Source organism: Pseudomonas sp. LB1P83, assembly GCF_054897885.1.
This window is the reverse complement of record NZ_CM142709.1, coordinates 6212094-6236404: the sequence shown is the minus strand read 5'-3', so window position 1 is coordinate 6236404 and position 24311 is coordinate 6212094. Positions and strand designations below refer to the sequence as shown.

The following is a 24311-nucleotide window of genomic DNA, read 5'->3' as shown; positions in this document are numbered from 1 at the left end:
ACCAAACGGCCGGGGTTTATTTTAGTGAGCTACTGAATGTGTCCAGGTAATCCGGATCAGAAGTCCAGGTTGGACACCGCCAGGGCGTTGCTTTCGATGAAGTCACGGCGAGGTTCGACCGCATCACCCATCAGGGTGTTGAAGATCTGGTCTGCGCCAATGGCGTCTTCGATGGTCACTTTAAGCATCCGGCGCTGGCTTGGGTCCATGGTGGTTTCCCATAGCTGATCCGGGTTCATTTCACCCAGACCTTTGTATCGCTGGATGGTGTGACGCTTGGTGCTTTCAGCCATCAGCCATTCAAGGGCTTCCTTGAACTCGGTCACCGGCTTCTTGCGCTCGCCACGCTGGATGTACGCGCCGTCGTCCAGCAAGGTGCTCAGTTGAGCGCCCAGGGATACAACGGTTTTGTAATCGTTGCTGCCGAAGAAGTCGCGGTTGAAGGTGACGTAGTTCGAAAGGCCGTGGGAGATCAGTTCGACCTCTGGCAGCCAGACGTTACGTTCACGGTCTTCACGCAGGCTGGCTTTGTAGACCAGGCCGGATTTTTCGACAGTGCGCAGGCGAACTTCGTACTGGGCCATCCAATCCTGCATTGCTGCGTGATCGGACAATTGCTCCAGGCTGACAGCCGGCAGGTAGATGAAGTGCTCGGTCAGTTCCTGTGGGTACAGGCGCGACAGACGCTTGAGCGTCTTCATTACCAGACGGAAGTCATTCACCAGACGCTCGAGGGCTGGTCCGGAAATACCCGGGGCTTCCTCGTTCAGGTGCAGGCTTGCATCTTCCAGGGCCGACTGCGTCATGTACTCTTCCATGGCGTCGTCGTCTTTGATGTATTGCTCTTGCTTGCCTTTCTTGACCTTGTACAGCGGGGGCTGGGCGATGTAGATGTAGCCACGCTCGATCAGCTCCGGCAACTGACGGAAGAAGAAGGTCAGCAGCAGGGTACGGATGTGCGAACCGTCGACGTCAGCATCGGTCATGATGATGATGTTGTGATAACGCAGCTTCGCGATGTTGTATTCATCGCGGCCAATGCCACAGCCCAGCGCGGTGATCAAGGTGCCCACTTCTTGCGAAGAGATCATCTTGTCGAAGCGCGCCTTCTCGACGTTCAGGATCTTGCCCTTGAGCGGCAGGATGGCCTGGGTGCGGCGGTTACGTCCCTGCTTGGCGGAGCCGCCAGCAGAGTCACCTTCCACGAGGTACAGTTCGGAGAGGGCAGGGTCTTTTTCCTGGCAGTCAGCCAGTTTGCCCGGCAGGCCGGCGATATCCAGCGCGCCTTTGCGACGGGTCATCTCACGGGCTTTACGCGCGGCTTCACGAGCACGAGCCGCGTCGATCATCTTGCCGACGACCAGCTTGGCTTCGTTCGGGTTTTCCAACAGGAAATCGGAGAAGTACTTGCCCATTTCCTGTTCGACAGCGGTCTTCACTTCGGAAGAAACCAGCTTGTCTTTTGTCTGGGAGCTGAACTTCGGATCCGGCACTTTTACCGAAATGATCGCGGTCAGGCCTTCACGGGCATCGTCACCGGTGGTCGCGACTTTGTGCTTCTTCGCCAGACCTTCAGCTTCGATGTAGGTGTTCAGGTTACGCGTCAGTGCGGAACGGAAACCCACCAGGTGAGTACCGCCGTCGCGCTGCGGAATGTTGTTGGTGAAGCACAACAGGTTCTCGTTGAAGCTGTCGTTCCACTGCAGGGCGATTTCCACGCCGATGCCGTCTTCGCGCTGGATGTTGAAGTGGAACACCTGGTTGACCGGAGTCTTGTTGGTGTTCAGGTACTCAACGAACGCACGCAGGCCACCTTCATACTTGAACAGCTCTTCCTTGCCGCTGCGTTCATCCTTGAGGACGATACCGACACCGGAGTTGAGGAAGGACAGTTCACGAATCCGCTTGGCCAGGATGTCCCAGCTGAAGTGGATGTTCTTGAAGGTCAGGTCAGATGGCTTGAAGTGAATCTGGGTGCCAGTGGTTTCGCTCTCGCCGACGATTTTCATCGGCTCTTTCGGAACGCCGTGGATGTAAGTCTGTTCCCAGATCTTGCCGCTGCGGCGAACGGTGAGGACCAGCTCTTCGGACAGGGCGTTAACAACCGAAACACCCACACCGTGCAGACCGCCGGATACTTTGTAGGAGTTGTCGTCGAACTTACCGCCGGCGTGCAGCACGGTCATGATGACCTCGGCTGCCGAAACGCCTTCTTCTTTGTGCACGTCTACCGGGATGCCACGACCGTTGTCACGAACGGTGATGGATTCATCCGGGTGGATAATGATGCTGATGTCGTCGCAGTGGCCAGCGAGCGCTTCATCGATGGAGTTGTCGACTACCTCGAAGACCATGTGGTGCAGACCGCTACCATCGTCGGTGTCACCAATGTACATACCGGGACGTTTGCGTACGGCATCCAGGCCTTTCAGCACTTTAATGCTCGTTGAGTCGTAGGTATTCGTATTTTCTTCGCTCAATGCCTTCACTCCCGATGGTCGTGGGTCTGGGTGATACGGCCCTGTTCCACGTGGAACAGAGCGACTGGCGTTTCCGTCTGCCAGCCTTCCCTCAATAATTCGTGATCTACACAGGTGATAAACACCTGGCAGCGTAAGTCTTCCAGCAAGCGGCAAAGCGCGCGGCGGTGGTGCTCGTCCAGTTCGGACGGCAGGTCATCCACCAGATAAATACACTGACCGCGTCGGGCCTGGCTCACCAGGTGCCCTTGGGCAATCCGTAACGCACAGACCACCAACTTCTGCTGTCCACGGGACAAGATGTCCGCGGCGTTATGTGCGCCCAATCTAAGACGCAAATCAGCACGTTGTGGTCCGGCCTGGGTATGACCCATTTGCTGATCCCGCTGAAGGGACCCGGCGAGCACTGCACTCAGCTCCCGGTCCTTGTCCCAACCGCGGTAATAGCTAAGCGTTAAGCCCTCGAGCTCAACCAGTTCGCTCAAGGTCTGTTCAAAGACTGGTTTCAAGGCTTTGATGTAAGCGCGGCGGTATTCATCTATTTCAGCGCTGGCCTGGCACAGTTCCCTGTCCCAAACCGCTTGCGAAACGGCGTCAAGTGTACCATGCCGCAGCCAAGAGTTTCTCTGGCGCAGGGCCTTCTGCAAGCGCTGCCACGTGGACATGAATCGCGGTTCCACGTGGAACACGCCCCAGTCGAGAAACTGTCGTCGAATCTTCGGCGCGCCCTCCAGCAAACGGAAGCTGTCCGGGTTAATCAACTGAAGCGGCAGGATCTCTGCCAGTTGCGCCGCGCTGCGGGCGTTCTGGCCATCGATGCGGATCTGGAACTCACCCTGACGGTCGCGAGATATCCCCAATGCGCTGTGGCCACCTTCGGCCAATTCAACCTGCCCAAACACCGTGCATGCCAATTGCTCGTACTGAATGACGGGCAACAGACGGGTGCTACGAAACGAACGGGCAAGCCCCAGCAGGTGAATGGCTTCCAGAACACTGGTTTTGCCGCTGCCGTTGGCGCCGTAAAGAATATTGATTCGGGGGGAGGGGGAGATGGTCACCGGGTGCAGATTGCGCACCGCGGTGACCGAGACGCGACTTAAGGACATCTAGCTTCTGCTGAGCATGATTACAGACGCATCGGCATAACAACGTAGGCCGAGTCATCGTTGTCGGACTCTTGCACCAGCGCGCTGCTGTTGGAGTCGGACAGGATCAGGCGAACCTGCTCGGTGGTCATCACGCCCAGCACGTCAAGCAAATAGCTCACGTTGAAGCCGATTTCCAGATTGCCGCCGTTGTACTCAACACCCACTTCTTCTTCAGCTTCTTCCTGCTCCGGGTTGTTCGCCTGGATCTTCAGCTGACCGTTGGCCAATTGCAGACGGATACCGCGGTATTTCTCGTTGGACAGAATCGCGGTACGGCTGAACGCTTCACGCAGGGCCTGACGATCGCCGAGTACCAGTTTGTCGCCGCCTTTTGGCAGAACGCGCTCGTAGTCAGGGAATTTGCCGTCGACCAGCTTGGAAGTGAAGGTGAACTCGCCGGTAGTGGCACGGATGTGGTGTTGACCCAGCACGATGCTGACGATGCCGTCCGGCTCGGTCAGCAGGCGCGCGAGCTCAAGGATACCCTTGCGCGGCACGATGACCTGGTGGCGATCCGGCTGACCGATATCAGCCTTCATCGAGCACATGGCCAGACGGTGACCGTCAGTGGCCACTGCGCGGATGATCCCTTCAGAAACTTCCAGCAGCATGCCGTTCAGGTAGTAACGCACGTCCTGCTGGGCCATGGCGAAGCTGGTGCGTTCGATCAGACGACGCAATTTGCTCTGCTCCAGGCTGCAAGTCAGCGAGCCTGGGCCTTCTTCGACTGTCGGGAAATCGTTGGCCGGCAGGGTCGACAGGGTGAAGCGGCTACGGCCGGCCTTCACCACAAGCTTCTGCTCGTCGACCTTGATGTCGATCAGCGCGTCGTTCGGCAGACTCTTGCAGATGTCCATCAGCTTGCGCGCAGGCACGGTGATGGAACCTGGATCCGCAGGCTCTTCAAGTTGCACACGACCGACCAGCTCGACTTCCAGGTCGGTACCGGTCAGCGACAGTTGCTGGCCTTCGACAACCAGCAGCACGTTGGAGAGCACCGGCAAGGTCTGTCGGCGCTCAACGACGCCTGCGACCAGTTGCAGGGGTTTCAACAGGGCTTCGCGTTGAATGGTGAAATGCATGGTCTAGTCCCTTGCCTTAATAAGCTGCGCTGGTGTTCATCAAGTGGTCAGTGTACGCAGCAGGTTCTTGTAGTCCTCGCGGATGTCCGCGTCGGATTCCTTAAGTTCGTTGATCTTGCGGCAGGCGTGCAAAACGGTCGTGTGGTCGCGGCCGCCAAACACATCGCCGATTTCCGGCAGGCTGTGGTTAGTCAACTCTTTGGACAACGCCATTGCAACCTGACGCGGACGTGCGACCGAACGTGAACGACGTTTGGACAGCAGATCGGAGATCTTGATCTTGTAGTACTCGGCGACCGTGCGCTGAATGTTATCCACAGAGACCAGTTTGTCTTGCAGCGCCAACAGGTCTTTCAGGGATTCGCGAATCAACTCGATGGTGATATCGCGGCCCATGAAGTGCGAGTGGGCGATGACGCGTTTGAGCGCGCCTTCCAGCTCACGGACGTTGGAGCGAATACGCTGGGCAATAAAGAACGCTGCATCGTGTGGCAGATCGACTTTGGCCTGGTCGGCCTTCTTCATCAGGATCGCTACGCGGGTTTCCAGCTCCGGCGGCTCGACGGCAACCGTCAGGCCCCAGCCAAAGCGGGATTTCAGGCGTTCTTCAAGGCCTTCGATTTCTTTCGGGTAGCGGTCACTGGTGAGAATGACCTGCTGGCCACCTTCAAGCAGGGCGTTGAACGTGTGGAAAAACTCTTCCTGGGAACGCTCTTTGCGGGCAAAGAACTGAATGTCATCGATCAGCAATGCATCCACCGAACGGTAGAAGCGCTTGAATTCGTTGATCGCGTTCAGTTGCAGCGCCTTGACCATGTCGGCCACGAAGCGCTCGGAATGCAGGTACACGACCTTGGCATTCGGGTTCTTCTTTAATAGATGGTTACCCACCGCGTGCATCAAGTGGGTTTTACCCAAGCCAACGCCACCATAAAGGAAGAGCGGGTTGTAGCCGTGCTTCGGGTTATCCGCTACCTGCCAGGCCGCAGCCCGGGCCAGTTGGTTGGACTTACCCTCGACGAAGTTTTCGAAGGTGAACGTGCGATTCAGGTAACTGGTGTGCTTGAGCGCGCCTTCGACCTGCACCGTGCGCTGCTCGGAGCGAACCGGTGCCTGTTGCGAACTGGCCCCGGCCATCGGGTCGAAGCTGTCGCGAGACGGCTCTTCACTGACTTCGGCAACCTTTTGCGTTGAACGCTTGGTCTGTGGGGCAGAGGGGGCAGGTACTGGCGCGCTGACCGGTGCTTGAGCGGCCTGAGCCTGGGAAGCAGCGGCGGCCAACGGTGCATTCGGCGCCGCACGGGGCGCCGAACTGCGTTTGCTGCCTATTAATAAGGAGAGCGCAGGCGCCATGCCATTGCCATGCTCATCCAGCAGTTCAAGGACGCGGCCCAGGTACTTTTCGTTGACCCAGTCGAGAACAAAACGATTCGGCGCGTAGACACGCAACTCGTCGCCTTCGGCTTCGACCTGTAGTGGACGGATCCAAGTGTTGAATTGTTGGGCAGGCAGCTCATCGCGCAAAAGCTCCACGCACTGCTGCCAAAGTTCCACTGACACGGATATCCCCTAAGTTGAAAGCCGGTGAGGCAAAAACAAGCGGCCATTGTAGCGGCCAGACGTCCACTTATCCACATGCAGGTTGCGCACAGGGAATGAATTATCAACGCATTAGCCGCAAAAAAGACGACCAATGGTATGTGCATAAGCTCTGTGGATAACCGCCCATGAGGGCACTGGACAAGTGGGGGCGAAACCCGGTGGATAACCTGCCTGTGGATAACTGCCCATTCCACACACAGCTTATCCGACAGCGCAGCACAGGCTGACCACCGTTTTCCACCATAGTTGTCATTCTCTGTACAGCACGAGATAGAAGGGCTAAAGGTAGTTATCCACAGAGGATCGTGTCCCTAGCTTTTATAAGCTTTACAGAAAAGCTTTAAATAACTTCCTTCTTTATTTCTATATCTAGCGAAGGACCTGCGGACGAGAAAACGCCTGGAGATCTATTTATAAGGAAACGCTGGTTGGAAATTGACCTAGAGGCTTGCTTTCTCTAGAATCCCCGGTCTCTTAAAACGGGGGCCATTCCGGCCCGTTGTGGACGAACCAGGTAACACGACAATGAAACGTACTTTCCAACCAAGCACTATCAAACGCGCTCGTACCCACGGTTTCCGTGCTCGCATGGCTACCAAGAACGGTCGTGCCGTTCTGTCGCGTCGTCGCGCCAAAGGTCGTGCGCGTCTGGCAGTTTGATAAGCCGGCACTGGAGGTGAGTCAGGACTTCAGTCGGGAAAAGCGTCTGCTTACTCCCCGGCATTTCAAGGCAGTCTTTGACTCCCCTACCGGCAAGGTTCCGGGGAAAAATCTCCTGCTCCTTGCGCGCAACAACGATCTCGATCACCCCCGTCTCGGGCTGGTTATCGGGAAAAAGAGCGTAAAGCTCTCCGTCGAGCGCAATCGCCTCAAACGTCTGATGCGCGAATCGTTTCGCCTGCACCAGGATTCACTGGTCGGTTGGGACATCGTTATCGTCGCGCGCAAAGGTTTGGGTGACGTAGAAAACCCCGAATTGATTCAGCATTTCGGCAAACTCTGGAAGCGTCTGGCACGTAGCAAGCCGGTACCAGCAGTCAAAACCGAAACTGTAGGGGTAGACAGTCCCGATGCGTAAACTGGCACTCGTTCCGATCCAGTTTTATCGCTATGCCATTAGTCCCCTGATGGCCAGTCACTGTCGTTTCTACCCCAGTTGTTCCTGCTACGCGTATGAAGCCATAGAAAATCATGGCCTTCTGCGCGGTGGCTGGCTGGCCTTTCGTCGTTTAGGTCGCTGTCATCCGTGGAATCCCGGTGGTTATGACCCGGTTCCATCTATCCCTACCTCCCGTTCTTCTTCGATGGCCGAGTAATCATGGATATCAAACGCACGATCCTGATCGTCGCCCTGGCAATCGTGTCCTACGTTATGGTTCTTAAATGGAACCAGGACTATGGTCAGGCTGCCCTGCCGACTCAGAATGTTGCTTCCAGTACTTCCGCACCGGGCCTACCGGACACGGCGACTGGCAATAATGCTTCTGTCAGTGACGACATTCCACGCGCCGCAAGCGATACCAGTGCAACTGCACCTGCTGAAACTCCAGTAGCTGCAAGCAAAGACCTCATCCAGATCAAAACGGATGTACTCAACCTGGCAATCGATCCACAAGGTGGTGATGTTGCCCAGTTGACGCTGCCGCTGTATCCACGTCGCCAGGACCATCCGGACATTCCATTCCAGCTGTTCGATAACGGCAACGAACGGACTTATCTGGCCCAGAGCGGTTTGATCGGCACCAACGGCCCGGACGCAAATCCTGCTGGTCGTCCGGTTTACTCCTCGGAGAAGAAGGTTTACCAGCTGGCTGACGGTCAGGACCAATTGGTCGTAGACCTGAAGTTCAGCAAGGACGGCGTCAACTACATCAAGCGTTTCACCGTGAAACGTGGCCTGTATGACGTAACCGTTTCCTACCTGATCGATAACCAGAGCGCTCAGCCCTGGTCCGGTGCAATGTTCGCGCAGTTGAAGCGCGACGCCAGCTCCGACCCTTCTTCCAGCACGGCCACCGGCACCGCGACTTACCTGGGCGCCGCCCTGTGGACAAGTAACGAGCCGTACAAGAAAGTGTCGATGAGCGACATGGACAAGGCTCAGCTGAAAGAAACCGTTAACGGTGGTTGGGTTGCCTGGTTGCAGCACTACTTCGTGACCGCTTGGATTCCGGCGAAGGGCGAAAATAACGTCGTCCAGACCCGTAAAGACAGCAAAGGCAACTACATCATCGGCTACACCGCCCCGGCGATGACTGTCGCGCCAGGTGCAAAAGCCGAGACCAGCGCCGTTCTATACGCCGGTCCGAAAAGCCAGGCTGTGTTGAAAGAGTTGTCCCCAGGTCTGGAACTGACCGTCGACTACGGCATTTTGTGGTTCATTGCCCAGCCAATTTTCTGGCTGCTGCAACATATCCACGCGCTGATCGGCAACTGGGGCTGGTCAATCATCTTCCTGACCATGCTGATCAAAGGGATCTTCTTCCCCCTGTCGGCAGCCAGCTACAAATCCATGGCCCGCATGCGTGCAGTGGCACCGAAACTGGCCGCGCTGAAAGAGCAACATGGCGACGATCGGCAGAAAATGTCGCAAGCCATGATGGAGCTGTACAAGAAAGAGAAAATCAATCCGCTGGGTGGTTGCTTGCCAATCCTCGTGCAGATGCCGGTTTTCCTTTCGCTGTACTGGGTTCTGCTGGAAAGCGTTGAAATGCGCCAAGCGCCGTTCATGCTGTGGATTACTGACCTGTCGATCAAGGATCCGTTCTTCATTCTGCCGATCATCATGGGTGCAACCATGTTCATCCAGCAGCAGTTGAACCCGACTCCTCCGGATCCGATGCAGGCCAAGGTGATGAAGTTGATGCCAATCATCTTCACCTTCTTCTTCCTGTGGTTCCCGGCTGGTCTGGTGCTGTACTGGGTGGTGAACAACGTTTTGTCGATCGCCCAACAGTGGTACATCACTCGTAAAGTCGAAGCGGCTACCAAAGCAGCTGCCTGATTTACACTGTGAATACCACTCAAAACGCCCCCTAGTGGGGCGTTTTGCTATCTGTCACTTTTGTCTGGATATCGGTTTATGAGCGTTCCTCGTGAAACCATCGCAGCTGTCGCCACCGCTCAGGGTCGCGGCGGTGTGGGCATCGTCCGTATTTCCGGGCCATTGGCGAGCATTGCCGCCAAGGCGATCAGCGGTCGCGAACTGAAACCCCGATTTGCCCACTACGGCCCGTTTCTCAATGAAAACGAAGAGGTGCTGGACGAAGGCATCGCGCTGTATTTCCCGGGACCGAACTCCTTCACCGGCGAAGACGTGCTTGAACTGCAGGGTCACGGCGGGCCAATCGTTTTGGATATGCTGCTCAAACGTTGCCTGGAACTGGGCTGCCGTCTGGCACGGCCGGGTGAATTCAGTGAGCGTGCGTTTCTCAATGACAAACTCGATCTGGCCCAGGCCGAGGCCATTGCCGATTTGATCGAGGCCAGTTCTGCACAGGCTGCGCGAAATGCACTGCGGTCCTTGCAAGGCGCCTTCTCCCAGCGTGTGCATAACCTCACCGAGCAGTTGATTGGCCTGCGCATCTACGTCGAGGCAGCCATCGATTTCCCGGAAGAAGAAATCGACTTCCTGGCCGACGGCCACGTCCTGGCGATGCTCGACAAAGTACGCGATGAATTATCCACAGTGCTTCGTGAAGCCGGGCAAGGAGCCTTGCTGCGCGATGGGATGACCGTGGTCATTGCTGGCCGGCCGAATGCCGGCAAGTCCAGCCTGCTGAATGCCCTGGCCGGCCGAGAAGCCGCGATCGTGACCGAGATTGCCGGCACCACCCGGGACATTCTTCGCGAACATATCCACATCGACGGCATGCCTTTGCACGTGGTCGACACTGCCGGTCTGCGAGATACCGATGACCAGGTGGAAAAAATCGGAGTCGAGCGGGCGTTGAAAGCCATCGGCGAGGCAGATCGCGTTCTGTTGGTTGTCGATGCGACCGCTCCTGAGGCACTTGATCCGTTCGCGCTGTGGCCGGAATTCCTCGAAACCCGCCCGGATCCGGCCAAAGTCACGCTGATTCGTAACAAGGCTGATCTGACCGGTGAAGCCATTGCCCTGGAGGTCAGTGACGATGGCCACGTCACCATCAGCCTGAGTGCCAAGTCTGCTGGGGATGGCCTGGAATTGCTGCGCGATCACCTCAAGGCCTGCATGGGCTACGAGCAGACCTCGGAAAGCAGCTTCAGTGCACGCAGGCGTCACCTTGAGGCGTTGCGACATGCCAGTGCATCCCTTGAGCACGGCCGTGCGCAGCTGACACTAGCGGGTGCCGGTGAGTTGTTGGCCGAGGATTTGCGCCAGGCTCAGCACTCTCTGGGTGAAATCACCGGTGCATTCAGCTCCGATGACCTGTTGGGACGCATCTTTTCCAGCTTCTGTATCGGTAAATAGTCCTTCCGTTATCCACAGACAGGCCATTCGCGCCTGCCTGTTCCCTCCCTTCTCTCAAATCTGCTTCAAGTGCCGAGCAGATTCTTACTGCTTGAGCGGATTTTCCGCGTGCGGAATTTGCTCGATCAGTGCTTTTCTGTGGATTAAGCCCTGTGAGTAACTGCCACTAAGGGCAGTTGATAACAGGGCCTGAAAACTGAAGATAACCGCACCTGTGGATAACCACCCCTTTCATCCACAGGCTTAAACCGGTTATCCAACGGCCTCCTTGGCACATGGCCACAGGGTTTTGAATCTCTATACACATCGAATATAAAGGCCTGTAGAGATCTATCCACAGAAAGGTGCCTCAGTAGAAATAAACATAAAAACAAAGATTTAATAAATTTCTCTTTTTTTAATTTCTATAACCCCGACTTCTCCACAGCTGGTTAAATTTTGTGCAAAGGGTTCTTTAGGAAGGGCGAAGTCCCTATACTTGCCGACCAGGTATAGAAACCTGAGCTCAAACTATTCCTGATTACCTGACTGAAGCAGGCACGAGGTGCGTGGTGGATTTCCCTTCCCGTTTTGAAGTGATCGTCATCGGCGGCGGTCATGCCGGTACCGAGGCAGCACTGGCCTCAGCACGTATGGGTGCAAAAACCCTGTTGCTGACGCATAACGTGGAAACCCTCGGTGCCATGAGCTGCAACCCCGCCATTGGCGGGATCGGTAAAAGCCATCTGGTCAAGGAAATCGATGCCCTTGGCGGCGCGATGGCCATGGCCACCGACAAAGGTGGTATTCAATTTCGCGTGTTGAACAGCCGCAAAGGCCCGGCCGTACGAGCGACTCGCGCTCAGGCCGACCGGGTTCTGTACAAGGCTGCTGTCCGCGAAGCATTGGAAAACCAGCCGAACCTGTGGATATTTCAACAAGCCGCTGATGACCTGATCGTCGAACAGGAACAAGTGCGCGGTGTTGTCACCCAAATGGGCCTGCGTTTCTTCGCGGATTCAGTGGTGTTGACCACCGGCACCTTCCTCGGTGGACTTATCCACATCGGCATGCAGAATTATTCCGGCGGTCGCGCCGGTGATCCGCCATCGATCGCCCTGGCTCACCGTTTGCGTGAATTGCCGCTGCGCGTTGGTCGTTTGAAAACCGGTACACCACCGCGTATCGACGGTCGTACCGTGGATTTCTCGGTGATGACCGAGCAAGCAGGCGATACCCCGATCCCGGTGATGTCGTTCATGGGTTCGAAAGAGCAGCATCCGAAACAGGTGAGCTGCTGGATTACCCACACCAACGCCCGCACCCACGAAATCATTGCCGCCAACCTTGATCGTTCGCCGATGTATTCCGATGCAGGGTTGATCGAGGGCATCGGCCCGCGTTATTGCCCGTCGATCGAAGACAAGATCCACCGCTTTGCCGACAAGGAAAGCCATCAGGTCTTCATCGAACCGGAAGGCTTGACCACTCACGAGCTGTACCCGAACGGGATATCCACAAGTTTGCCGTTTGACGTGCAATTGCAGATCGTGCAATCGATTCGCGGCATGGAAAACGCGCACATTGTTCGTCCGGGCTACGCCATCGAATACGATTATTTCGACCCGCGTGACCTGAAATACAGCCTGGAAACCAAAGTGATTGCCGGCCTGTTTTTCGCCGGGCAAATCAACGGCACCACCGGTTACGAAGAAGCCGGCGCCCAGGGTTTGCTCGCCGGCGCCAACGCTGCACTGCGTGCGCAGGGCAAAGACGCTTGGTGTCCGCGTCGCGATGAGGCGTACATCGGGGTGTTGGTCGACGACCTGATTACCCTCGGTACTCAAGAGCCGTACCGGATGTTCACATCCCGCGCCGAGTACCGTTTGATCCTGCGTGAAGACAATGCCGACCTGCGCCTGACCGAAAAAGGTCGCGAGCTGGGTCTGGTCGATGACGCGCGTTGGGCGGCGTTCTGCACCAAACGTGAAAGCATCACCCTGGAAGAACAACGCCTGAAAAGTACCTGGGTCCGCCCGGGCACCGAGCAGGGCGATGCGATTTCCGAAAAGTTCGGCACGCCGCTGACCCACGAATACAATTTGCTGAACCTCTTGAGCCGTCCGGAAATCGACTACGCTGGTCTGATCGCAGTGACTGGCGGTGGCGCAGAAGATCCACAGGTCGCCGAACAGGTCGAAATCAAGACCAAGTACGCCGGCTACATCGATCGCCAGCAGGATGAAATCGCCCGTCTGCGGGCCAGCGAAGATACAAAGTTGCCTGTGGATATCGATTACACGAACATTTCCGGTCTCTCCAAAGAGATCCAGAGCAAGCTCGGTGCGACCCGTCCAGAGACCTTGGGCCAGGCGTCACGTATCCCGGGCGTAACGCCAGCAGCGATTTCGCTGTTGATGATTCATTTGAAAAAACGCGGCGCGGGCCGTCAGTTGGAGCAAAGCGCTTGAGTTCGTTGGTCACCTCGCAACATGCCGAAGAGTTATCCACAGGTGCTCGCCAGCTCGGTGTCACGCTGACAGAAGCCCAGCACGCGCAGCTGCTGGGCTACCTGGCCCTGTTGATCAAATGGAACAAGGCTTACAACCTGACTGCCGTTCGCGATCCGGATGAAATGGTCTCCCGTCACCTGCTCGATAGTTTGAGCGTGATGTCGTTCGTCGAGAACGGTCGCTGGCTGGACGTTGGCAGCGGCGGCGGCATGCCCGGTATTCCGTTGGCCATCCTGTTTCCAGAGTCGCAAGTGACCTGTCTGGACAGCAACGGCAAGAAAACCCGCTTCCTGACCCAGGTCAAACTCGAACTCAAACTGGATAACCTGCAAGTTATCCACAGCCGTGTCGAAGCGTTCCAGCCTGCACAGCCATTCAACGGGATCATTTCCCGGGCGTTCAGCAGCATGGAAAACTTCAGTAACTGGACTCGCCACCTCGGCGACGCCGATACACGCTGGCTGGCAATGAAGGGCGTTCATCCGGCCGATGAGCTGGTAGCATTGCCGGCAGACTTCCACCTCGATAGCGAACACGCCCTGGCCGTACCTGGTTGCCAAGGCCAACGCCATCTGCTGATACTGCGCCGCACGGCATGATTGGGAACACAAGCAAGAATGGCTAAGGTATTCGCGATAGCGAACCAGAAAGGTGGTGTGGGTAAAACCACCACCTGCATCAACCTCGCAGCTTCCCTGGTCGCTACCAAGCGCCGGGTGCTGTTGATCGATCTCGATCCACAGGGCAACGCCACCATGGGTAGCGGTGTGGATAAACACGGGCTGGAAAACTCGGTCTACGACCTGCTGATCGGCGAGTGCGACCTGGCCCAGGCCATGCACTACTCCGAGCACGGTGGTTACCAGCTGTTGCCGGCCAACCGCGACCTGACCGCTGCCGAAGTGGTTCTGCTGGAAATGCAGATGAAGGAAAGCCGTCTGCGCAGTGCGCTGGCGCCGATCCGTGAAAACTACGATTACATTTTGATCGACTGCCCGCCGTCGCTGTCGATGCTGACGCTGAATGCCTTGGTCGCGGCGGACGGGGTGATTATCCCCATGCAGTGCGAGTACTTCGCGCTCGAAGGTTTGAGCGACCTTGTGGATAACATCAAGCGCATCGCTGAGTTGCTGAACCCGAACCTGAAGGTCGAAGGCCTGTTGCGGACCATGTATGACCCGCGCCTGAGCCTGATGAACGATGTTTCGGCGCAGCTCAAGGAACACTTCGGCGAGCAGCTCTACGACACGGTGATTCCGCGCAACATCCGCCTGGCCGAAGCGCCAAGCTATGGCATGCCGGCGCTGGCGTACGACAAGACATCACGGGGCGCCATTGCCTATCTGGCATTGGCGGGCGAGATGGTTCGCCGTCAACGCAAAAACTCACGCACCGCCGCCGCTCAGGCAACTTAAGGAATCCCCATGGCCGTCAAGAAACGAGGTCTCGGACGTGGACTGGATGCACTGCTGAGTGGTCCGACTGTCAGCTCGCTGGAAGAGCAAGCGGTCCAGGCCGATCAGCGTGAGCTGCAGCACCTGCCCCTGGACCTGATCCAGCGCGGCAAGTACCAGCCGCGTCGGGACATGGACCCACAGGCGCTGGAAGAGCTGGCGCAGTCGATCAAGGCCCAGGGCGTGATGCAGCCGATCGTGGTTCGTCCGATCGGCAGCGGTCGCTTCGAAATCATCGCCGGTGAACGCCGCTGGCGCGCCAGCCAGCAGGCTGGCCAGGAAACCATCCCGGCGATGGTTCGCGATGTGCCGGATGAAACCGCGATCGCCATGGCGCTGATCGAGAACATCCAGCGTGAAGACCTCAATCCGATCGAAGAAGCCGTGGCCTTGCAGCGTTTGCAGCAGGAATTCCAGCTGACTCAGCAACAAGTGGCCGAAGCCGTGGGCAAATCCCGCGTGACCGTGGCCAACCTGCTACGCTTGATCGCGTTGCCGGAAGTTATCAAAACCATGCTGTCGCACGGTGACCTGGAAATGGGTCATGCCCGTGCTTTGCTCGGTTTGCCGGAGAATCAACAGGTTGAAGGGGCGCGACATGTTGTCGCACGGGGTCTGACTGTGCGCCAGACTGAGGCACTGGTTCGCCAGTGGTTGAGTGGCAAACAGGAGCCTGCTGAACCGGTTAAACCGGACCCGGATATCGCCCGACTCGAGCAGCGCCTGGCTGAACGCCTAGGCTCTGCGGTGCAGATCCGCCACGGAAAGAAGGGGAAAGGGCAGTTGGTCATTGGTTACAACTCCCTCGATGAGCTTCAGGGTGTGCTCGCGCACATTCGCTGAAACATTTCCTCATGTAGCGTGCAGTCGGAAATCACTACCTGACAGTTGAATAGGGGCTGAACCGCCCCTATACTCTGCGCGCATTTTGTCGGCACAAATTATGCCAAGTTATTGAATTCTGGCAGCCGATCATTGGGGAGCAAAAACGATGGAGAGCCGCACGCCAAACCGCTTGCCGTTCCATCGCCTGGCAGTTTTTCCGGTCTTACTGGCTCAATTTGTCGTTTTGGTACTGGCCGCTTTGGCGCTCTGGTACTGGCATGGAGTCGTAGCCGGGTACTCAGGACTCTGCGGAGGCCTGATAGCCTTGCTGCCCAATGTTTATTTCGCTCATAGGGCATTTCGGTTTTCCGGCGCCCGAGCAGCTCAAGCCATCGTCCGGTCTTTTTATGCCGGTGAGGCGGGCAAACTGATTTTGACGGCAGTGCTCTTTGCATTGACGTTCGCAGGTGTGAAGCCATTGGCGCCGCTAGCTGTATTCGGCGTCTTCGTGTTGACCCAACTGGTCAGCTGGTTCGCGCCCCTGCTGATGAGAACAAGACTTTCGAGACCTTAGGGCGTTTGAGGCAACCATGGCAGAGACAACCGCTTCGGGCTATATCCAGCACCACTTGCAGAACCTGACCTTCGGTCAGCACCCAACTGGCGGGTGGGGTTTTGCCCACACCGCAGCAGAAGCCAAAGAAATGGGCTTCTGGGCTTTCCACGTCGATACCCTCGGCTGGTCGGTCGCGTTGGGTCTGATCTTCGTTCTTCTTTTCCGCATGGCGGCAAAGAAGGCGACTTCCGGTCAGCCTGGTGCTTTGCAGAACTTCGTTGAAGTATTGGTCGAATTCGTCGATGGCAGCGTGAAAGACAGCTTCCATGGCCGTAGCCCGGTGATTGCACCGTTGGCACTGACCATCTTCGTCTGGGTCTTCCTGATGAACGCCGTCGACCTGATCCCGGTCGACTGGATTCCTCAGTTGGCCATCCTGATCACGGGTGATGCGCACATTCCTTTCCGTGCCGTATCGACCACTGACCCGAACGCTACCCTGGGCATGGCCCTGTCGGTGTTCGCGTTGATCATTTTCTACAGCATCAAGGTCAAGGGCATCGGCGGCTTCATCGGCGAACTGACCCTGCACCCGTTCGGCAGCAAGAATATCTTTCTTCAAGCGCTGCTGATTCCGGTGAACTTCCTGCTGGAGTTCGTGACGCTGATCGCCAAGCCTATCTCCCTGGCACTGCGTCTGTTCGGCAACATGTACGCCGGCGAACTGGTCTTCATTCTGATTGCTGTGATGTTCGGCAGCGGTCTGCTCTGGCTTAGTGGCCTGGGCGTAGTTCTGCAGTGGGCGTGGGCTGTGTTCCACATCCTGATCATCACCCTGCAGGCGTTTATCTTCATGATGCTGACCATCGTTTACCTGTCGATGGCGCACGAAGAGAACCATTAAGACCAGTCTCGACTAGTCTGATGTCCCACTCGGTCAAACGAGTGGGTGCCCGAACAGGGCTATGAAACGATTTGTTTTACCGCTTTAAAATCTAAAAAACCTAAACCATACGACGTAAAAGTCGGGAGGAAAGATGGAAACTGTAGTTGGTCTAACCGCTATCGCTGTTGCACTGTTGATCGGCCTGGGCGCACTGGGTACCGCAATTGGTTTCGGCCTGTTGGGCGGCAAGTTCCTGGAAGGCGCAGCGCGTCAGCCAGAAATGGTTCCAATGCTGCAAGTTAAAATGTTCATCGTTGCCGGTCTGCTCGACGCCGTAACCATGATCGGTGTTGGTATCGCTCTGTTCTTCACTTTCGCGAACCCATTCGTTGGTCAACTCGCTGGCTAATTACTCGAACCTTCGAGTAATTGGTGTGATGTGCAACGAACGAGCGAGGTGTTGGCGTGAACATTAATGCAACCCTGATTGGCCAGTCCGTTGCGTTCTTCATTTTTGTACTGTTTTGCATGAAGTTCGTGTGGCCTCCGGTCATCGCGGCTTTGCACGAACGTCAGAAGAAGATCGCGGATGGACTGGACGCTGCCGCCCGAGCAGCTCGCGACCTGGAGCTGGCCCAAGATAAAGCGGGTCAGCAACTGCGCGAAGCTAAGGCTCAGGCAGCCGAAATCATTGAGCAAGCCAAGAAACGCGGTAACCAGATTGTTGAAGAGGCTGTTGAAAAAGCCCGTATCGACGCTGACCGTGTGAAGGTTCAGGCTCAGGCCGAGATCGAGCAGGAACTGAACAGTGTCAAAGACGCGCTGCGTACCCAACTGGGTAGCCTGGCAGTCTCCGGCGCCGAGAAGATCCTGGGTTCCACAATCGATCAAAACGCGCACGCGGAGCTGGTAAACAAACTGGCTGCTGAAATTTAAGCGAGGGCGATCATGGCAGAATTGACCACGTTGGCCCGACCTTACGCTAAGGCAGCCTTCGAGCACGCCCAGGCCCACCAGCAACTGGCCTCTTGGTCAGCCATGCTCGGCCTGGCTGCAGCAGTGTCGCAAGACGACACTATGCAGCGCGTGCTCAAGGCCCCGCGACTGACGAGCGCAGACAAGGCCGCCACGTTTATTGACGTGTGCGGCGACAAGTTTGATGCCAAGGCACAGAACTTCATTCACGTCGTTGCCGAAAACGACCGTCTCCCGCTGTTGCCGGAGATTGCCGCTCTGTTTGACCTGTACAAGGCCGAACAAGAGAAGTCGGTAGACGTTGAAGTGACCAGTGCTTTTGCATTGAACCAAGAACAGCAAGACAAACTCGCCAAGGTTCTCAGTGCACGACTCAACCGGGAAGTGCGCCTGCAAGTCGAGGAAGACAAATCCCTTATTGGGGGCATTGTCATCCGCGCCGGCGACCTGGTTATCGATGGCTCGGTTCGCGGCAAACTCGCGAGCCTTGCCGAAGCATTGAAATCTTGAGTTTGAAGGGGCAGCAGAGCAATGCAGCAACTCAATCCTTCCGAAATAAGTGAAATTATCAAGGGCCGCATCGACAAGCTCGATGTGACCTCCCAAGCCCGTAACGAAGGCACTGTCGTCAGCGTATCTGACGGTATCGTGCGGATTCACGGTCTGGCCGACGTCATGTACGGCGAGATGATCGAGTTTCCGGGCGGCGTCTTCGGTATGGCTCTCAACCTGGAGCAAGACTCCGTAGGTGCCGTTGTATTGGGCTCCTACCAGTCTCTCGCTGAAGGCATGAGCGCCAAGTGCACCGGCCGCATCCTCGAAGTTCCGGTTGGTAAGGAACTGCTGGGTCGCGTAGTCGACGCATTGGGTAACCCAGTTGACGGCAAAGGTCCGCTGAACAACACCTTGACCGATGCGGTCGAGAAAGTTGCTCCGGGCGTGATCTGGCGTAAGTCGGTAGACCAGCCTGTACAGACTGGCTACAAGGCTGTCGATGCCATGATCCCTGTCGGCCGTGGCCAGCGTGAGCTGATCATCGGTGACCGTCAGATCGGTAAAACCGCTCTGGCGATCGACGCGATCATCAACCAGAAAGACAGCGGCATTTTCTGCGTCTACGTAGCTATCGGTCAGAAACAATCGACCATCGCTAACGTGGTTCGCAAGCTGGAAGAAAACGGCGCACTGGCTAACACCATCGTCGTGGCAGCGAGCGCTTCGGAATCTGCAGCACTGCAATTCCTGGCACCGTACTCCGGTTGCACCATGGGTGAATTCTTCCGCGACCGCGGTGAAGACGCGCTGATCGTTTATGACGATCTGTCCAAGCAAGCAGTGGCTTACCGCCAGATTTCCCTGCTGCTGCGCCGTCCACCAGGCCGTGAAGCTTACCCAGGCGACGTGTTCTATCTCCACTCCCGTCTGCTGGAGCGCGCATCCCGCGTTTCGGAAGAATACGTAGAGAAGTTCACCAACGGCGCAGTGACCGGCAAAACCGGTTCCCTGACCGCACTGCCGATCATCGAAACCCAGGCTGGCGACGTTTCCGCGTTCGTTCCGACCAACGTGATTTCCATCACCGACGGTCAGATCTTCCTGGAATCGGCCATGTTCAACTCCGGGATCCGTCCTGCTGTGAACGCCGGTGTTTCGGTATCCCGTGTGGGTGGTGCCGCTCAGACCAAGATCATCAAGAAGCTCTCCGGTGGTATCCGTACCGCTCTGGCTCAGTACCGTGAACTGGCGGCATTCGCCCAGTTCGCTTCTGACCTGGACGAAGCGACCCGTAAGCAACTTGAGCATGGTCAGCGCGTTACCGAGCTGATGAAGCAGAAGCAATACGCACCAATGTCGATCGCTGACATGGCGCTGTCGCTGTATGCCGCTGAGCGTGGGTTCCTGACTGACGTTGAAATCGCCAAGATCGGCAGCTTCGAACAAGCGCTGATTGCTTTCTTCAACCGCGATCACGCCGATTTGATGGCGAAGATCAACGTGAAGGGTGACTTCAATGACGAAATCGACGCTGGCATGAAAGCCGGTATCGAGAAGTTCAAGGCCACCCAAACCTGGTAAGCCGCAGCGGGGGCCGCAAGGCTCCCGCTTGCTAACCTGATAGGTGTTACATGGCAGGCGCAAAAGAGATTCGCAGTAAGATTGCGAGCATCAAAAGCACGCAAAAGATTACCAGCGCCATGGAAAAAGTGGCGGTCAGCAAAATGCGCAAGGCACAAATGCGCATGTCGGCTAGCCGTCCTTATGCGGAGCGCATCCGCCAGGTTATTGGCCATCTGGCCAACGCCAACCCGGAATATCGCCACCCGTTCATGATCGACCGTGAAGTAAAGCGCGTCGGTTACGTCGTGGTGAGCAGTGACCGTGGTCTGTGTGGTGGCTTGAACACCAACCTGTTCAAGGCCCTGGTCAAGGACATGGCGGTAAACCGCGAAAACGGCGTCGAGATCGATCTGTGTGTTGTTGGTAGCAAGGGTGCGGCTTTCTTCCGCAACTTCGGCGGTAACGTCGTAGCAGCTATCAGCCACCTGGGTGAAGAGCCGTCGATCAATGACTTGATCGGCAGCGTCAAGGTGATGCTGGATGCCTACCTGGACGGCCGTATTGACCGCCTGTCCGTGGTGTCCAACAAGTTCATCAACACCATGACGCAAACGCCTACCGTGGAGCAATTGATTCCACTGGTGGCAACCCCGGAACAGGAACTCAAGCACCACTGGGATTATCTGTACGAACCGGACGCCAAAGAGCTGCTTGACGGCTTGATGGTCCGTTACGTGGAGTCGCAGGTCTACCAGGCGGTGGTCGAGAACAACGCGGCTGAACAGGCTGCGCGGATGATCGCGATGAAGAACGCTACCGACAACGCCGGTGATTTGATCAGCGATTTGCAGCTGGTCTACAACAAGGCGCGTCAGGCTGCGATCACCCAAGAGATCTCGGAAATCGTCGGCGGCGCTGCCGCGGTTTAACGGTTCAAATATTCAGAGGATCCAGCTATGAGTAGCGGACGTATCGTTCAAATCATCGGCGCCGTTATCGACGTGGAATTTCCACGCGACAGCGTACCGAGCATCTACAACGCGCTGAAAGTAGTGAGCGCGGCTGAAACCACCCTCGAAGTTCAGCAACAGCTGGGCGACGGCGTGGTTCGTACCATTGCGATGGGTTCCACCGAAGGCTTGAAGCGCGGTCTGGAAGTCACCGACTCTGGCGCTGCCATCTCCGTACCGGTCGGTAAAGCGACTCTGGGCCGGATCATGGACGTTCTGGGCAACCCGATCGACGAAGCTGGTCCGATTGACACCGAAGAGCGCTGGGGCATTCACCGTCCTGCGCCAACCTTCGCTGAACAAGCGGGCGGCAACGACCTGCTGGAAACCGGCATCAAGGTTATCGACCTGGTTTGCCCGTTCGCCAAGGGTGGTAAAGTCGGTCTGTTCGGTGGTGCCGGTGTAGGCAAAACCGTAAACATGATGGAACTGATCCGTAACATCGCCATCGAGCACAGCGGTTATTCCGTTTTCGCCGGTGTGGGTGAGCGTACTCGTGAGGGTAACGACTTCTACCACGAGATGAAGGATTCCAACGTTCTGGACAAAGTGGCACTGGTTTACGGTCAGATGAACGAGCCGCCGGGTAACCGTCTGCGCGTAGCACTGACCGGCCTGACCATGGCCGAGAAGTTCCGTGACGAAGGTAACGACGTTCTGCTGTTCGTCGACAACATCTATCGTTACACCCTGGCCGGTACTGAAGTATCCGCACTGCTGGGCCGTATGCCTTCCGCAGTAGGTTACCAGCCGACCCTGGCCGAAGAGATGGGTACTCTGCAAGAGCGTATCACTTCGACCAAGAACGGTTCGATCACCTCGATCCAGGCGGTATACGTACCGGCGGATGACTTGACTGACCCGTCGCCAGCGACCACTTTCGCCCACTTGGACGCCACCGTCGTTCTGTCCCGTGACATCGCTTCCCTGGGTATCTACCCAGCGGTCGATCCACTCGACTCGACTTCGCGCCAGCTGGACCCGAACGTAATCGGCCAGGACCACTACGACACCGCTCGCGGCGTACAGTACGTTCTGCAACGTTACAAAGAACTGAAGGACATCATTGCGATCCTGGGTATGGACGAGCTGTCGGAAGCCGACAAGCAGTTGGTAAACCGTGCTCGTAAGATCCAGCGTTTCTTGTCGCAGCCGTTCTTCGTGGCTGAAGTCTTCACCGGTGCATCGGGTAAATACGTTTCCCTGAAAGACACCATTGCTGGCTTCAAAGGCATCCTCAACGGTGACTACGACCACCTGCCAGAACAAGCGTTCTACATGGTCGGCGGCATCGAAGAAGCGATCGAGAAAGCCAAGAAACTGTAATCCCGGCGCCCGGCAACGGGCGCTAATTTAGGTTGAGGCAATCAGATGGCTATGACAGTCCATTGCGATATCGTCAGCGCGGAAGGGGAAATCTTCTCCGGCCTGGTCGAGATGGTGATTGCGCACGGTGCACTGGGTGATCTTGGTATCGCCCTGGGCCACGCGCCGCTGATCACTAATCTCAAGCCTGGCCCGATCCGCCTGGTCAAGCAGGGCGGGGAAGAGGAGGTGTATTACATCTCCGGTGGTTTCCTCGAGGTTCAGCCGAACATGGTCAAGGTTCTTGCCGACACCGTGCAACGTGCTGCCGACCTGGACGAAGCCTCCGCTCAGGAAGCCGTTAAGGCTGCCGAGAAGGCCTTGCATGAGCGGGGCGCGGAATTCGATTACGGTTCTGCTGCCGCACGTCTGGCCGAGGCTGCAGCTCAGCTGCGCACCGTCCAGCAGATCCGCAAGAAGTTTGGCCACTAATAGGCCATTGCTTGTTGTGCGATTGATTAAAAAGGGTAGCCTCGGCTACCCTTTTTTCTTTTCCGATTTTCATAACCTGGTCGCAGCCGCTGACCACCCAGGATTGGTAGCCAGTCATGTCTCTTGAAATCGTTATCCTCGCTGCCGGCCAAGGCACTCGCATGCGTTCGGCGTTGCCAAAAGTCCTGCACCCGATTGCCGGCAATTCGATGCTTGGCCATGTTATCCACAGCGCACGGCAACTTGATCCACAGCGCATCCACGTGGTGATTGGTCATGGCGCCGAAGCGGTGCGCGAGCGCCTCGCGGCGGACGATCTGAATTTCGTCCTGCAGGACAAACAGTTGGGTACTGGTCATGCGGTGGCTCAGGCTGTGCCGTTCATCGAATCCGACACCGTGCTGATCCTGTACGGTGACGTACCGTTGATTGAAGTCGAAACCCTGCAACGTTTGCTCAAGAAAGTCGCACCGCAGCAACTGGGCTTGCTCACCGTTGAGCTTGAAGACCCGACCGGTTACGGCCGCATCGTCCGCGATGCCGCGGGCAAGGTCACGGCGATCGTCGAGCAGAAAGACGCCAACGAAACCGAGCGCGCAATCACCGAAGGCAACACTGGCATCCTGGCGCTGCCTTTCGCGCAACTGGGTGGCTGGATGAGCCGTCTCTCCAACAACAATGCCCAGGGCGAGTACTACCTGACCGACGTGATCGCGATGGCGGTCAGCGATGGTCTGGTGGTGGCCACCGAGCAACCCCATGACGCCATGGAAGTGCAGGGCGCCAACGATCGCAAGCAGCTTTCCGAACTCGAGCGTCACTATCAATTGCGGGCCGGTCGCCGTTTGATGGCTCAAGGCGTGACCCTGCGTGACCCGGCACGCTTCGACGTGCGGGGTGAAGTCACCGTAGGCCGCGATGTACTGATCGACATCAACGTGATCCTCGAAGGCAAGGTCGTCATTGAAGATGACGTGGTGATCGGCCCGAACTGCGTGATCAAGGACAGCACCCTGCGCAAAGGCGTGGTGATCAAGGCCAACAGTCATATCGAAGGCGCGATTCTGGGCGAAGGCAGCGATGCCGGTCCATTCGCACGCCTGCGCCCGGGTACGGTGCTTGAGGCGCGTGCGCATGTGGGTAACTTCGTCGAGCTGAAGAACGCTCACTTGGGCGAAGGCGCCAAGGCCGGTCACCTGACCTACCTGGGTGATGCCGAGATCGGTGCGCGTACCAACATTGGCGCGGGCACCATCACCTGCAACTACGACGGTGCCAACAAATGGAAAACCGTGCTGGGTGAAGATGTGTTCATCGGTTCCAACAACTCGTTGGTAGCGCCTGTGGATATCTCTTCCGGTGCGACGACGGCGGCCGGTTCGACCATTACCCAGAATGTGGATAACGCACAGTTGGCGGTGGGGCGGGCACGTCAGAAGAACATCGATGGTTGGAAACGGCCGGTGAAGATCAAGAAGAGCTGAGTTATC

Annotated in this window: 23 protein-coding genes; 19 read left to right on the top strand and 4 right to left on the bottom strand. The window is 56.9% G+C overall.

All coding sequences use genetic code 11. The annotated features are described in order from the left end of the window. Positions 1–56 precede the first annotated feature (56 nt). Genes gyrB through dnaA form a run of 4 tightly spaced genes read right to left on the bottom strand, consistent with a single transcriptional unit; the run spans position 57 to position 6273 of the window. Positions 57–2480, bottom strand: a complete 2424-nt coding sequence (gene gyrB, locus ACYZTY_RS28675) for a DNA topoisomerase (ATP-hydrolyzing) subunit B (protein ID WP_008155700.1) — start codon at positions 2478–2480, stop codon at positions 57–59. A gap of 5 nt (positions 2481–2485) precedes the next feature. Next, positions 2486–3589, bottom strand: coding sequence for a DNA replication/repair protein RecF (gene recF / locus ACYZTY_RS28670; protein WP_131059041.1), 1104 nt, complete (start codon positions 3587–3589; stop codon positions 2486–2488). Positions 3590–3609: 20 nt separating this feature from the next. Further along, positions 3610–4713, bottom strand: coding sequence for a DNA polymerase III subunit beta (gene dnaN, locus ACYZTY_RS28665; protein WP_008155702.1), 1104 nt, complete (start codon positions 4711–4713; stop codon positions 3610–3612). Positions 4714–4752: 39 nt separating this feature from the next. After that, on the bottom strand, positions 4753–6273 hold the full coding sequence (dnaA, locus tag ACYZTY_RS28660; protein WP_461956421.1) for a chromosomal replication initiator protein DnaA: 1521 nt from the start codon (positions 6271–6273) through the stop codon (positions 4753–4755). Between the two features lie 567 nt (positions 6274–6840). Here dnaA and rpmH point away from each other — a divergent pair. The 19 genes from rpmH (at position 6841) to glmU (ending at position 24305) form a co-directional block, all read left to right on the top strand. Then, on the top strand, positions 6841–6975 hold the full coding sequence (rpmH, locus tag ACYZTY_RS28655; RefSeq protein ID WP_003213577.1) for a 50S ribosomal protein L34: 135 nt from the start codon (positions 6841–6843) through the stop codon (positions 6973–6975). A 16-nt stretch (positions 6976–6991) separates the two neighbouring features. Beyond that, entirely contained in the window at positions 6992–7393 is a 402-nt protein-coding gene (gene rnpA / locus ACYZTY_RS28650) for a ribonuclease P protein component (RefSeq protein ID WP_208492426.1), read from the top strand. Further along, positions 7386–7631, top strand: a complete 246-nt coding sequence (gene yidD / locus ACYZTY_RS28645) for a membrane protein insertion efficiency factor YidD (protein ID WP_074872215.1) — start codon at positions 7386–7388, stop codon at positions 7629–7631. The genes rnpA and yidD overlap by 8 nt, the downstream gene beginning before the upstream one ends. A gap of 2 nt (positions 7632–7633) precedes the next feature. Next, the gene (gene yidC, locus ACYZTY_RS28640; RefSeq protein WP_461956420.1) at positions 7634–9319 is read left to right on the top strand and encodes a membrane protein insertase YidC; all 1686 of its coding nucleotides are present in this window, start codon (positions 7634–7636) and stop codon (positions 9317–9319) included. Between the two features lie 78 nt (positions 9320–9397). Continuing rightward, entirely contained in the window at positions 9398–10768 is a 1371-nt protein-coding gene (gene mnmE, locus ACYZTY_RS28635; protein ID WP_461956419.1) for a tRNA uridine-5-carboxymethylaminomethyl(34) synthesis GTPase MnmE, read from the top strand. A 551-nt stretch (positions 10769–11319) separates the two neighbouring features. Further along, positions 11320–13218 carry a tRNA uridine-5-carboxymethylaminomethyl(34) synthesis enzyme MnmG gene (mnmG, locus tag ACYZTY_RS28630; RefSeq protein ID WP_461956418.1) on the top strand — a complete coding sequence of 633 codons (1899 nt, stop codon included), beginning with the start codon at positions 11320–11322 and terminating at the stop codon, positions 13216–13218. Further along, positions 13215–13859 carry a 16S rRNA (guanine(527)-N(7))-methyltransferase RsmG gene (gene rsmG, locus ACYZTY_RS28625; RefSeq protein ID WP_102594524.1) on the top strand — a complete coding sequence of 215 codons (645 nt, stop codon included), beginning with the start codon at positions 13215–13217 and terminating at the stop codon, positions 13857–13859. Before mnmG ends, rsmG begins: the two co-directional genes overlap by 4 nt. An 18-nt stretch (positions 13860–13877) precedes the next feature. Next, complete coding sequence (locus tag ACYZTY_RS28620) at positions 13878–14675, top strand: ParA family protein (protein WP_027926208.1); 798 nt, start codon at positions 13878–13880, stop codon at positions 14673–14675. A gap of 9 nt (positions 14676–14684) precedes the next feature. Further along, the gene (locus tag ACYZTY_RS28615) at positions 14685–15557 is read left to right on the top strand and encodes a ParB/RepB/Spo0J family partition protein (protein ID WP_008027541.1); all 873 of its coding nucleotides are present in this window, start codon (positions 14685–14687) and stop codon (positions 15555–15557) included. A gap of 148 nt (positions 15558–15705) precedes the next feature. After that, positions 15706–16113 carry a F0F1 ATP synthase subunit I gene (locus ACYZTY_RS28610; protein WP_007948092.1) on the top strand — a complete coding sequence of 136 codons (408 nt, stop codon included), beginning with the start codon at positions 15706–15708 and terminating at the stop codon, positions 16111–16113. A gap of 16 nt (positions 16114–16129) precedes the next feature. After that, a complete protein-coding gene (atpB, locus tag ACYZTY_RS28605; protein ID WP_162437614.1) occupies positions 16130–16999 on the top strand; it encodes a F0F1 ATP synthase subunit A in 870 nt (289 codons plus the stop codon). A gap of 133 nt (positions 17000–17132) precedes the next feature. Further along, positions 17133–17390, top strand: a complete 258-nt coding sequence (gene atpE, locus ACYZTY_RS28600; RefSeq protein ID WP_002555987.1) for a F0F1 ATP synthase subunit C — start codon at positions 17133–17135, stop codon at positions 17388–17390. Between the two features lie 56 nt (positions 17391–17446). Continuing rightward, a complete protein-coding gene (locus tag ACYZTY_RS28595; protein ID WP_131059033.1) occupies positions 17447–17917 on the top strand; it encodes a F0F1 ATP synthase subunit B in 471 nt (156 codons plus the stop codon). A 12-nt stretch (positions 17918–17929) separates the two neighbouring features. Continuing rightward, on the top strand, positions 17930–18466 hold the full coding sequence (locus ACYZTY_RS28590; RefSeq protein WP_109626976.1) for a F0F1 ATP synthase subunit delta: 537 nt from the start codon (positions 17930–17932) through the stop codon (positions 18464–18466). Positions 18467–18487: 21 nt separating this feature from the next. Further along, a complete protein-coding gene (gene atpA, locus ACYZTY_RS28585; protein ID WP_461956417.1) occupies positions 18488–20032 on the top strand; it encodes a F0F1 ATP synthase subunit alpha in 1545 nt (514 codons plus the stop codon). A gap of 50 nt (positions 20033–20082) precedes the next feature. Further along, positions 20083–20943, top strand: a complete 861-nt coding sequence (gene atpG / locus ACYZTY_RS28580) for a F0F1 ATP synthase subunit gamma (RefSeq protein WP_461956416.1) — start codon at positions 20083–20085, stop codon at positions 20941–20943. A 27-nt stretch (positions 20944–20970) separates the two neighbouring features. Beyond that, positions 20971–22350 carry a F0F1 ATP synthase subunit beta gene (gene atpD / locus ACYZTY_RS28575; protein WP_008155715.1) on the top strand — a complete coding sequence of 460 codons (1380 nt, stop codon included), beginning with the start codon at positions 20971–20973 and terminating at the stop codon, positions 22348–22350. A 45-nt stretch (positions 22351–22395) separates the two neighbouring features. Further along, on the top strand, positions 22396–22821 hold the full coding sequence (locus tag ACYZTY_RS28570) for a F0F1 ATP synthase subunit epsilon (protein ID WP_007969909.1): 426 nt from the start codon (positions 22396–22398) through the stop codon (positions 22819–22821). A 116-nt stretch (positions 22822–22937) separates the two neighbouring features. Continuing rightward, positions 22938–24305 (top strand): bifunctional UDP-N-acetylglucosamine diphosphorylase/glucosamine-1-phosphate N-acetyltransferase GlmU, encoded by a 1368-nt coding sequence (gene glmU / locus ACYZTY_RS28565; protein WP_461956415.1) that lies wholly within the window; start codon positions 22938–22940, stop codon positions 24303–24305. Positions 24306–24311: the final 6 nt, after the last annotated feature.

What these genes read in the sequence shown, in the direction of transcription:
- atpG (WP_461956416.1), top strand. Translation starts at nt 20,083, where the DNA reads ATGGCAGGCGCAAAAGAGATTCGCAGTAAGATTGCGAGCATCAAAAGC.
- mnmE (WP_461956419.1), top strand. Translation starts at nt 9,398, where the DNA reads ATGAGCGTTCCTCGTGAAACCATCGCAGCTGTCGCCACCGCTCAGGGT.
- recF (WP_131059041.1), bottom strand. Translation starts at nt 3,589, where the DNA reads ATGTCCTTAAGTCGCGTCTCGGTCACCGCGGTGCGCAATCTGCACCCG.
- ACYZTY_RS28620 (WP_027926208.1), top strand. Translation starts at nt 13,878, where the DNA reads ATGGCTAAGGTATTCGCGATAGCGAACCAGAAAGGTGGTGTGGGTAAA.
- rpmH (WP_003213577.1), top strand. Translation starts at nt 6,841, where the DNA reads ATGAAACGTACTTTCCAACCAAGCACTATCAAACGCGCTCGTACCCAC.
- atpB (WP_162437614.1), top strand. Translation starts at nt 16,130, where the DNA reads ATGGCAGAGACAACCGCTTCGGGCTATATCCAGCACCACTTGCAGAAC.
- ACYZTY_RS28570 (WP_007969909.1), top strand. Translation starts at nt 22,396, where the DNA reads ATGGCTATGACAGTCCATTGCGATATCGTCAGCGCGGAAGGGGAAATC.
- ACYZTY_RS28610 (WP_007948092.1), top strand. Translation starts at nt 15,706, where the DNA reads ATGGAGAGCCGCACGCCAAACCGCTTGCCGTTCCATCGCCTGGCAGTT.
- atpA (WP_461956417.1), top strand. Translation starts at nt 18,488, where the DNA reads ATGCAGCAACTCAATCCTTCCGAAATAAGTGAAATTATCAAGGGCCGC.
- yidC (WP_461956420.1), top strand. Translation starts at nt 7,634, where the DNA reads ATGGATATCAAACGCACGATCCTGATCGTCGCCCTGGCAATCGTGTCC.
- atpD (WP_008155715.1), top strand. Translation starts at nt 20,971, where the DNA reads ATGAGTAGCGGACGTATCGTTCAAATCATCGGCGCCGTTATCGACGTG.
- atpE (WP_002555987.1), top strand. Translation starts at nt 17,133, where the DNA reads ATGGAAACTGTAGTTGGTCTAACCGCTATCGCTGTTGCACTGTTGATC.
- ACYZTY_RS28590 (WP_109626976.1), top strand. Translation starts at nt 17,930, where the DNA reads ATGGCAGAATTGACCACGTTGGCCCGACCTTACGCTAAGGCAGCCTTC.
- dnaN (WP_008155702.1), bottom strand. Translation starts at nt 4,713, where the DNA reads ATGCATTTCACCATTCAACGCGAAGCCCTGTTGAAACCCCTGCAACTG.
- yidD (WP_074872215.1), top strand. Translation starts at nt 7,386, where the DNA reads ATGCGTAAACTGGCACTCGTTCCGATCCAGTTTTATCGCTATGCCATT.
- glmU (WP_461956415.1), top strand. Translation starts at nt 22,938, where the DNA reads ATGTCTCTTGAAATCGTTATCCTCGCTGCCGGCCAAGGCACTCGCATG.
- ACYZTY_RS28615 (WP_008027541.1), top strand. Translation starts at nt 14,685, where the DNA reads ATGGCCGTCAAGAAACGAGGTCTCGGACGTGGACTGGATGCACTGCTG.